The following is an 11269-nucleotide window of genomic DNA, read 5'->3' on the forward strand; positions in this document are numbered from 1 at the left end:
AATGTTAGCAAAATTACTAATAGGTAACTCGAGTTCATTTTGGAAGTTAAGGGCTAAATATAAAGGAAAAAGTAATATTAAAGAAAAAATAGCCAAGGTACTGACTTCTTGGTATTTATACGAAAATAACAGTTCTATTGACTGGGACTCGGAAATAATAGGTGAACCATGTTTTCCGCATGGCATAAAAGGTGTTTTCATTTCAGGCGCGGCTAAAATAGGAATAAATTGTACCATATTTCAACAAGTAACTATTGGCTCTATTACCTTCCCTGATTCGCAAAAAGCCGGCGCTCCAGTGCTCGGTAACAATGTTTATATTGGAGCAGGAGCAAAGATAATTGGAAATGTGATTGTAGGTGATAATGTCAGAGTTGGAGCCAATGCTGTTGTTTATCAAAACATCCCAAATAATTCTATCGTTGTCGCAGGAGGGCAAATGATTAAAACAAAAAAAACGATACTAACTAACAAATATTATTCTTTTAATGAGAAAAATAGATCTTGGGTCTATTTTGACAATGGTAAATGGAAACAAGAATCAGATGCAAAAATAATCACAACACTATCGCTGTCGCAATACAAGGACAGTAAATGTGACTATACTGTTATCTAGAGCTAGTCATAAAACTGTAAATGGAGATTGTAATAATGCCTAAACGAATTAATATTTTAATCCTTTTGTCAGCCCTATTTAGTTCAGTTATATCGGCAAACAGTTATGTGATGCCAATAGGGATACCAGAAGCCAAAATTAAGTTCACAGAAACCTCGCCTGCCAGACCAAGTAATTGGTCCATAGAAGTCCCTGGATACTACTATATTAATTACCAAAATGGTAATGACGCATTCCCTTTCGGGAGTGAGTTACTACCTAGAAAAACAATCCCTAAAATATTACCTGCAGGATCATATGTTGAAATTGCAGGTGAATATTATTATACGAGCGGGGGGGTAATTAAAGTCTACGGGGAGGGAACCATTGACCAATGGAAAGCGAATGTTGCAGGCCCAATATGGATTACTGGAGCAAAAGATAACCCCGGACGCTTTATTAATGCCAAAACTTTAGTTTGGGGTAGTAACATCTATTTAACTGATATGATAATAGAAAAAAACTCCAAAATTCAAGTTGGATCCGGAACGGACGGATATGCAGCTAATAACATTGTTATAAAAAACAATTCATTTATAGGAACTTTAGAAATGGGCAATGGGGCCTTATTATCGGTTTTAGGGGCAAAAAACACTCCTTCAAAAAACATTATTCTATACGACAATTCATTAAAAGACGCCGGTGATATTAACAATGAGACAGACATTGATGCTGGGTTAATTGTAATTAGTGGGTACTCATCATATATCTGGGCATTAAAAAATATTGGGCAGAACGCCTCTGGTGGGGGACTGCAAATCAACCCTCGCCCACCTCGAGATGCAAGCCATCATATATATGCAGGAAACAATGAGTTTTTCAATGTTCGTCAAGGTGGGTTATGGGTTAAATATGCAACGAATGTTGTATTCTCAAGTAATTATGTACATGACATTATCAGCACACCTTGGTCCCCAGCCAAAGGGCTCGGGGCGCAGTATGAACCAAATGGTTTATGGATCATTAATAACAGAATACATGATGTCGAATACGGAATTCGCATACCAAGCACTAATAATATAGATAAATTATCCTTAAAAGTTTATATCATCGGGAATATAATCTACAACATTCATACCGAATCAGAGGTCGGAACTTCCTCTGCGTGGGAAAGTGCAGGTATTCATATTCAAGGTGCCGATGAACGCTATATTTACAACAATCTAATTTATAACGCTCCAAATGGCATTAATGTTTCCGCCACATCCGGGCAGACGACTATTAAAAATAATATTGTTCTAAAGGTAAATAATGGCCACGCTGCAGGTGAACAAGGCTTTCAGGTCTGGAGTGAACACCACAACAGTCTACCAGACATAAGTATATCCAATAACTTCTTCAACTCGAATGATATGAAGGTTAAATTAACAAGCCAAGTGTTCACTACAGTTAACAGTCTGAATAACTATTTAAATAGTAAGAATTATTCTGGTTCACTAGACATCGAGCAGTTAGGTCTCACTAACGTTTTGACAAATGGTTTTACTGAAAACACATTATGGGATTTTGGAGTCAATGTATTTCCTGAGCTTTCTACAACGTTAGCCGCTACTGTAGATTCGACTCTTAAATTAAATTTCGATATATTAAATAACTCTAGAATCAGTGGTAACTCTGTCGATATTGGCCCCTTTGAAAAAGTGGGTGCAAATCCAAATATCGCAGATGTCCACATACCAGCGAAACCTGATTCTGTCAGCATAAGCATTGAATAAGGGATCGACATAAAAAACGCTCTATAGGCTAAGCAACTAATGTGATTGCTTAGCCTAACTTTAATACTCACAATATTTATTGTGAGTATGTATTTTCAGAAAAATGGCTCATTGAGGGGGTAAAGAAATAAATTTATTTATCGGTTATTAATTGACTAACCAATCCAGCATTAACTTTTACCCGCTCGATATGAATTCGTAATAGCAAACCAATTGCAACCCACATGCCAACAGCACCTTCCCTAGGATAAAAGGTTTGACTTCCAAATGCTGCAATCAAGAATGCAAGTAAAAGGGCTAGAGAGACACCACCTGTAACAATATATATTTCATTTGAATCATCTCTAAATAGAGACCAAGCACATTTCACCAATAGCAGATAAAATAAGAATACAGGCAATGCACCAATAAAACCGTTATCTTGAATCCATTGGAGGTATGCATTATGTGGATGCGGGAAGCTTTCGCCTATGCCATGCTCTGCCATTATTTGCTGTGTTATGCCTACATTTTTCATAGCTTCACGCCCATAACCAAAGAATGGAGCCTTAATAATTGACTGCCAAACAAGTGGCCAAGCAATAATACGACCAGAAGTCACCGATTGAAGATCAACGTCCGTTCCTTCAAATTCTATTTCTTGCACTCCCGTTGACGGTTCAGATGAAAAACCTTGAGTAAGCCGATCAATTGCAGAAGGCGCGAACATAGTTATCGCCAAAAACATTAAGGGGGCGAGTAGTAAATATTTGCGCCATTTAAACAAACAAAAAAGGAGCCCGATAACAGCCCAAGTCCCGTACCCCGTGCGCCCCCCTGTTAGCGCCATGGCAATAAAAACAGCTAAGCAACTAGGTAAAATCAGTAACCAATACAGCTTAGTGCTTACCAGCTCTTTTAAGCAAAAAATAGCCCAAAACGCTCCACTCATCATCATGGAAATATTTACACGATGAAAACCGACACTATTTGAAATTATTTTAAGAGCTTTAAGCTGTAAGTCATCGCCCCCCATTGTAAGTGAGCCTAATTTCATTGCTTTGATCACTTGCAACGCCAATAATACAAACATTAAAGCTAACGTACCGATGGCAAAATCATACTGCTTACGATTGCGACAACCATCGAAAATGATTATGCCTGGTAGAACCCACTTAAAACAGTTGATAATATATTCATTGATGGCACTTACCCCTATGTCAGCTGAGCCTCCAAAAGTTTCAATTAATTCGTCGACACCGCGATGATCATTTAAATAACGAACAACACTTACGCAAATAAACACACTGTATATAACCAATAAATAATTAAGGTGCCTGGGCATTTCCCAACTAAGTTTTTCATTTTTTCGATTACTCAGCCATGATAAAAGTACATTTAAAAATAAAAAATTCCAATGGTTCAAGCCAGGAATATCAGCGATAGACTTGGGCATATCCGGGTGCTGAAACACAGCCATCAGCAAAACCAGCCAACAAGCGCCACGAAACCAATCTTTCCAAGCGTATGCACTCAAATAGGCGATTAATAATGTAAGTAGAGTTATTCGAATCATAATAAAATCAACTAACTTGAGATGTTAATGCGTTGATCAACAAAAACAGATTTACCGCGTTCCGTTAACTGAATATCATCAACTTGTATTACAGAAACTTCTACACGGCCTTGTAATTTTCCATTGATATTGCTAATAATTCTCTGCTTATTTTCATCGTTAAACCCATTTCCCGTTTTTATTTTTATCACAGCAACGCCGGGGGTGTCTTGATAAAACTGGTACTGCAATACATTATCAAAAGTATCATCATGCATATTAACGGCTGTCCATGAAATCAAACTGTGATCTTTCGCAACCAAATGTTCTTGAACTCTGTGTCCGCGTATATCTTTAATAATTAAATGGTTTCGCTTACACTTATCACAAAATTGACCTACATAATCAGCAAAGTCTCCTGTTTTATAGCGGATAAATGGCATCACCGTATTGATAAAACCAGTACCTACAATTTCCCCTACTTGGCCCTTTTGTGTAATCTCATCACCATCTTCATCTAGTAATTCCAAGTAGCCATAAGCAGGCCAAACATGATAGTTACTTGAATATTCACACTCGCCAGCAGCAACAAGTTTTTCACTGTGCCCATAAGATGAGTAATAGCGGCAATTAAAAACTGACTCTACAAATGCACGCTGCTCAGAATAAACATTTTCTGATTCAGCTAAAATAGCTTGGACATTATCAAAACTTATATTTTCGGTTTTAGCAAAACGGGCTAGTTGGTATATTGACGAAGGATAAACATGCAAAAAACAATTCTTTAACGTTTTTATATGGGCGATGTAGCTCCTCATATCCCCATTACTCATATGAAAATTACTGTAATAATGTTCATTGAATATTGGATCATAGCTTTGATGTACACCAGCCTTCGTATCTGTTACCCGACCACGCAATACCGCTTTTATATCCCCTAGTTTAAAACCAGTTTTACGCCAACCTTCTACCAAATAGGCATATTCAATTTGCGAACGCCCTGCATTAATATAAAAATGTAAAGGTACACCGCTTGTGCCACCAGTTGTTACATAATCAACATCGGCACTATTTTTATCGACTAAAAGCAGACCATCAATATTATCATTAATAAAAGCTTTATCGATTAGTGGCAGCTTTTTAAAATCGCTTAACTTATAAAAAGAGGATATATCGATCCCGGCGGAATCATATAATTTTTTATATGCGGGGCATTTATTATAGGCATTACAAACTTGCTGTTTCAATTTTTCAAGTTGATAGGCATCGACTTCATCTTTCGTCCATTTATCTGCAGCTAAGATAAGCTTGGTTGTTTCTCTAAATTTTCGACCAATTAGATACTCTAAAGGAACAACTGAAAGAGTAAGTCCAGCCAATTTCTTAAAAACAGGAGGCGTTGCTTCCCATAAATTCTTCTTTGAAAATGCTTTTTTCATGTTAATCATCTCCTTTAATAAAAACGTCATCCCATTGTTTTTGTACGCACTCTAAATCAAAGCGTTTAGTTGATGCTATTGCATTGCAAGAGAGCTTCTCGAGCAATTGAACATTACCAAGCAGGCTCTTAATTTGCTGCACAAAATCATCAATTGAATGGTTTTCAATTAAAGAGCCGTTAAAGCCATCTACTAGTACATCGGACAAGTCACCAACATTTGGTACTATTGCAGGCAAACCCACTTTCAGTCCTTCCAGCATGGATAATGCCAACCCTTCCGAGCGTGAGGTGAGGATGTAAATCTTTGATTGCTGTAACCAGTTTAATACGTCATCTTGATGGCCGACAAAATTGACCATGTGGCTAATGGCTAATGTCTTTGCATATTGCTTCAAACTAGTCAACAAGGGGCCATCACCAATAACCAAAGCATTACAACTAAAATTTTGTTTTTTTAAGCAAGCTAAAATATCTAACAATAAATCCACTTGTTTAACTTTTGATAATCTAGCGGTCAACACTAAATCATATTTTTTATCAACCGCTTTACTGGGTGGGTAAAATCGATTTTTATCTATTGCACCAGAAATAACATGAATTTTTTTATGATTAACACCATTGCTCGAAAGGAATGATTTTGCCCCATTCCCCATCGTAATCACATACGTCGCATTCGCTGCTATTTTACAAATATAACGGGTTAAAAAATCATCTTTACCATCGAGAAATTTAAAGAAGCTATTCTCGGTTTTACCAGCTTCCAGTGTTTCTGTTATTCCACCAACACTGAAATAGATCGAGCGGCACCTAATGATATTTGCAAATAAAATAGACAGTGTGGCATTAAATAAAATATGAAAACCACCGATATAATCGGTTTTTTTGGATAAGGAAAAAACAAAGAAAGTGATTAGACGAGCCAGAGTTGAGCCTATAAATTTAGATAATGTGGGAGAAGGAATTATGACACTTAAGCCTTCTATATTGTAATCAATACCACTTGAAACGATATAAACATGCTTGATACTTGAGCAAGTAACTAAAGGCACTAAGTGAGCATTAATCCAATTTTTAGAATAAAAAGTCCCCGTTAACACAACTACATTATCTGATGATTTTTGTTTTTTAGTGGGCAAAAAAGAAAACAATCGAATCAAAGAATACAGAGAAAAAACAATAGCTCTGCCAAATAATATTTTTATTTTATACATATAGATGCTCTGCTTAGATTAATGTGTAATAGGAGGAAAAGTTAAAGTAGACCATTTTATCGAAACACTCGATTTACCAGTGTCGTCTGGTAAGTTAACTTGTAAATTCAAATACTTTATAGCATTAATATATAACGTAACTTTTTCCGGTTCCTCTACATACCAAGTTAAACCATTAAGATCTTCACCATGGTAAGCCGTTGTAAGATGAATTTGTGTTTCATCCCCTCGCTGCTTTACTACAAAATCAAGTTCACTGACCGTTCTACAATACCCCAATAAACGACGAGTAGTTGCTGTTAAAATTTGTTTGTTTTTTTGATAACTTGCTAGCAGTTCAAATGCTTGACACGTTTTATCTTGGAACGGTTGTTCTATACTAATTACCTTGCCTAAATGACTATAAAGCACACTGCAGCCCTCTTTTTTTACTAAGGTATCTAACATCAGCGCTGTTAATACATGGTGTATGCCACGTGCTTGATCAAAACAAGACACGCCGCACCAAGCAGGGTTACAACGCATAAACTCCAATACAGGTGTGCCATCGACTAATTTTGTTTTCCGTAATACATGATTATCTTTATGCATCGCATATTTTTTATTGCCTAAACGGGCTAACCAGCCCTTAATAAACTCTAATAAAGTTGTTTTACTTGAGGCTTTGAAGTGCTTTGAATTGAAAATACCGGCATAACTGCGTTTCGCATTTTGTGCAACAATGCTCGTCACACGCCCTTTCCAAATAAAAGCTAACGCCCCAGTTTTAACGGTCAGGTCTGTATGAAATGCATTTCCCCCTGCAATTGCGCCCTCGCCTTGCATAATATCATTGTCTAAGTTTGAAGGTGCTTGCGCATGATCTACCCAAACTTCAATTTTGCGTTTTCCTTTCTGAATATTAGCCCAGCACTGTTCGATGCGAGTGCGTGATTTGACAAAATCACCAAAGGAATGCAAGCAATCTATATGTCCGGACTGAATTAATTGTTGTATTTTCTCACGACCATCATTATCGCTATTGGTATAAGAAAAGTTATGCTCTGGCATATCAAAATAGATAGTATTCCCCACCTCTAGACCTACTCCTTTACCTAACAAGGTCTCTTCCGTAGTATTTAAATAACGCGCGGTTTCAAAGTAAATCTCTTTGTTCGGCGTTTCATCTAAGTCACTGCAGATGGCCAGCATAGCTTGATATGGGTAGGGATATTTACGTAAAGATACTTTCATTAATTTTTATTCCGCCTTTTAAGGTTTGATTAGCTTGCAAGCAGACAAACACCTACGCTGTAATCGAGAAGGAACTAGATAAACAAAGTAGATTCCCAGCGTCATTATCACTGCAAAAATAAAAGCAAATAATGCATGAGTATGGTTATTTAACTCAAAACAATAGCGAGAGTAATATAATAAAGAGAAGAATGGCAGCAGGTAGATAACAGGCAATAGTAAGCTTTGAAATAGATACGACAAGTAAGAAATCCCTAACTCACGACAAGTATAAACCGGCACCAACAAACCATAAACCACACTCATAGGCACAACAAACAAGAGCGCCGCCGTAGTTAGATCCAAGTTACTAATTCCTGTAAATAACAACCCTATTACAAACACCGCCATTAGACTAAACAACGCAACGATTGAAATTCGGCCATGACGATTCATCCCCATTAGTATTCGAATGGAGCTATCTTGGCCCATTGAAAGCAGTGTACCCGCCGATAAAATCATCATTAACTCTTTAGATGCGTAGTTTTCTCCCATCCATAGCGTCAATATTTGATCCCCATAAATAAATAAAAATCCCAACGTGGGTAAACAAAAAGCAAAACTCAACTTAGTCATATTGATAAATAGTAATTGAATCGCTTTCGGATCATTACTCCCCTGCATAGCACCGGTAGTAGGCGTTAACATCAAAGTGAACTTAGCCATAAATGTTTTAATATGCTTTGTGAGCGCCATTGGTCTTGCAAAAACAGCTAAGGCAGCAGGGCCTATCGAGCTAACTAATATCAGGCTAATTGTTTGTAGTAATATAATAGGGGGAACATTTGATAACATGCTTTTTATACCAAATTTCAGCATCTCTTTACAGGTAGCAATATTGGCTAAACGAAGGTTGAAAATAAAATCTTTACATATCTTTTTTACAAAAACAAAACGTAATGTTTCAAATGTAATGGTCGAGATAAAATAACCTATCGCCATACCTGCTACGCCGAGATCAGTTAAATATAAGGCGAACACCATCAATGTCAGCGAGAAAACACTCGCCCCTGCATGCAATGCATTGTGAATGTCCCAGCGATGGTAGCCTGTTAATAAGCCGCGCGCAGAACCAGCAAGCATCTGCATACATAAACTAAACCCTAAAAACAGTATTACCCATTGTGCGGTTTGAGTCTGTTCTTGTAAGGAGTCGGAAAAAAAAAACGGTAAAGAAAAATAAAATATAATGGTGGTCATCGCGACCACAGAAGCAATAATCAATTGTACAAAGACAACTGAATTCGCCACCTTGTTAAGGGCTGTTATTTCATCAGCAGCACGATGCATTGCAATGTAACGATTAAAGCATGCCCCCATACCTAAACCAACTAAGGTCAGGTAACTTACAAAAGACCAACCAAAGTCCCAGATGCCTAATGCTGTCTGCCCAACTTTTTCATCCACCAGCCGAGGCATAATAAAACCAGAAAAGATCAGCACCAACTGGCTTGTCCAGCTGATCATCAGATTCCATGCAAAACGGCTTTGCCCAGTAAGATCTTCATCATTTCCATCTACACTATCAGTATTTCGAGTCACGCGTCATAACCTAATTTTTTATGGTATTCGCCGGCTATATTATAAAAACATTTCAGATCTGTTTCACTTAACTCTATTTTCCAGCGATCATCAAGTTTAATCACATCGCTATCGTCCAAGCGCATACCATTTCCTACCACATGGTGTTCAACGGCTTTAAAATCTAAGCGCTTTTTATTAGGATCTACGCCAATAAATTTAAAAATTTCATCAAGCGTTTTTTCAGTATGATTACAGATATCTTCATAATGCACTTTGATCCACTTATTTTTATCCATCGTTGCTAACACAGCTTGAGTTTCTTGATTGCAACGGATCCATTCATGAGCACCTGTTTCAACGCCTCGGCCGTGTTCCTGCGTTTTTCCCGCCCCACCACCACGTAATGTCGGATCTTTTGCATCAGCATACTCAGAAGGATTTTTATAGGCTAAAGATACGCCGCGCCCATCGCGTACTACCCAGATAACTTTAATATCAAGATCTTTATTTTTAAGTAAATATTTAAGCCGAATACCAATTTTAGAGGAATCAACCACTGCATCAGCACCGGCTTGTTCTGCAATGGCACTAATATAGTCAGCATTGCGCTTTTGTAGTTGGGGTAACTGTTTACGCCATGTTGGTGACAGCGTTAATAAACTATCTCTGATCAACTCCATCAAAGGCGAACGCACTAAGGGCTTAAGTAATCTGCGAATATAGGGAGTAGCACCCGTACGAATATCAGTGCGGGCATCTGAAATACAAAAATCTTGTCCTCGCTTCGCCATTTTTTCACTGACACCTTGCCAGAATGAACATTCGCCCACTAATGTTTTACAAGAACACAAGTAACTATCTTTGTCACCTAAGTGAACGGCTTTTAATTCGCCCACGCTACACAAATCAGGGTGCGCACCTAATAGCATCGCGGTCATGGTCGAGCCGGAATGGCTGGCTGCAGCTAAATAGATAAGCTGTTTTTTTTCAGTTTTCATAATTTTCATAATTTATCATAAGTATAAGAATAGAATACTTAAGTTAAGTGATTAAAGGGGTTTGCTCGGCAAAAATATTTCTTTGGCCAACATAGCAAAAAACAAAGTATTAGTGACTAAATAACGTTTCCATAAACGTTTTGGCTCCTGCTTGACTCGATACAACCATTCCATACCAGATTTTTGCCAGATTAGAGGGGCGCGCTGCACTTTACCTGCTAGCACATCAAATGAACCACCAACACCATGCACGACAGGGATACACATAACTTTGTTCCAGCGCGCCATAAATTGCTCTTTTTTCGGTGAGGTAATAGCGACAAATATAACATCAGCATTGGAGTCTGCAATTTTTTGCGCAATAGCTTCTTCGTCACTATCGCCAAAATAACCATGTTGCGTACCCGCAATCACTACGCCTGGGTACTGTAGCGCTATCACAGCTTCTGTTTTAGCTAATATTTCTGAGGTCGCTCCCAAACAGAAAACGCGATAACCTTCTTTATTTCCTCGCGCCAAAATGCCATGCATCAAATCAATACCAGCCACTCTTTCGGGAAGCGCTTTTCTGAGTATCCGGCTTGCCATCACAACAGAGCTACCATCGGCGAGAATCATATTAGAAGATCGAACATCTTCACCTAAAGCAGGGTTACGCTTCATATTAACGATCTTTGCAGCATTTAGCATACCAATATGTAATGAGCGCCTATTTTTGATGGCGCTATCGATATTATCTAAAGCTTGTAATGCAGTTAAGGCATGAACTTTAATACCAAAGATATTGACGAATTCGTCTAGGACATCAAGTTTAGAAAGGGATATATTACTCCCATCACCGTGCAATGTTGACATAATCTGCTCTCCATAATCGACACATCTTTATTTGATGAAATGAGGGAAATGATTAGGTTATAAT

General features: G+C 37.8%; 9 protein-coding genes. 2 read left to right on the top strand and 7 right to left on the bottom strand.

All coding sequences use genetic code 11. The annotated features are described in order from the left end of the window. Nucleotide 1 precedes the first annotated feature (1 nt). Together KSO91_RS08580 and KSO91_RS08585 are read left to right on the top strand one after the other, a co-directional pair. Nucleotides 2-616, top strand: a complete 615-nt coding sequence (locus KSO91_RS08580; protein WP_238742544.1) for a serine acetyltransferase — start codon at nt 2-4, stop codon at nt 614-616. 35 nt (nt 617-651) lie between these two features. Further along, the gene (locus KSO91_RS08585) at nt 652-2370 is read left to right on the top strand and encodes a type IV pilus biogenesis protein PilM (protein ID WP_238742545.1); all 1719 of its coding nucleotides are present in this window, start codon (nt 652-654) and stop codon (nt 2368-2370) included. A 133-nt stretch (nt 2371-2503) separates the two neighbouring features. On the opposite strand, the gene KSO91_RS08590 is transcribed toward KSO91_RS08585, so the two are convergent. Genes KSO91_RS08590 through KSO91_RS08620 form a run of 7 tightly spaced genes read right to left on the bottom strand, consistent with a single transcriptional unit; the run spans nt 2504 to nt 11205 of the window. Next, a complete protein-coding gene (locus tag KSO91_RS08590) occupies nt 2504-3925 on the bottom strand; it encodes an O-antigen ligase family protein (RefSeq protein ID WP_238742546.1) in 1422 nt (473 codons plus the stop codon). Between the two features lie 11 nt (nt 3926-3936). Further along, nucleotides 3937-5343 (bottom strand): phenylacetate--CoA ligase family protein, encoded by a 1407-nt coding sequence (locus KSO91_RS08595; RefSeq protein ID WP_238742547.1) that lies wholly within the window; start codon nt 5341-5343, stop codon nt 3937-3939. A gap of 1 nt (nt 5344) precedes the next feature. Continuing rightward, a complete protein-coding gene (locus KSO91_RS08600) occupies nt 5345-6556 on the bottom strand; it encodes a glycosyltransferase family 4 protein (protein ID WP_238742548.1) in 1212 nt (403 codons plus the stop codon). Nucleotides 6557-6574: 18 nt separating this feature from the next. Continuing rightward, entirely contained in the window at nt 6575-7789 is a 1215-nt protein-coding gene (locus tag KSO91_RS08605) for a hypothetical protein (RefSeq protein ID WP_238742549.1), read from the bottom strand. An 18-nt stretch (nt 7790-7807) separates the two neighbouring features. After that, a complete protein-coding gene (locus KSO91_RS08610; protein WP_238742550.1) occupies nt 7808-9370 on the bottom strand; it encodes a lipopolysaccharide biosynthesis protein in 1563 nt (520 codons plus the stop codon). Further along, nucleotides 9367-10350, bottom strand: coding sequence for a sulfotransferase family protein (locus tag KSO91_RS08615; RefSeq protein ID WP_238742551.1), 984 nt, complete (start codon nt 10348-10350; stop codon nt 9367-9369). Before KSO91_RS08615 ends, KSO91_RS08610 begins: the two co-directional genes overlap by 4 nt. A 51-nt stretch (nt 10351-10401) precedes the next feature. After that, nucleotides 10402-11205, bottom strand: coding sequence for a WecB/TagA/CpsF family glycosyltransferase (locus KSO91_RS08620; RefSeq protein ID WP_238742552.1), 804 nt, complete (start codon nt 11203-11205; stop codon nt 10402-10404). Between the last annotated feature and the right edge of the window lie 64 nt (nt 11206-11269).

Source organism: Psychromonas antarctica, from assembly GCF_022267535.1.
In the GTDB taxonomy this organism is placed as follows: Bacteria; Pseudomonadota; Gammaproteobacteria; order Enterobacterales; family Psychromonadaceae; genus Psychromonas; species Psychromonas antarctica.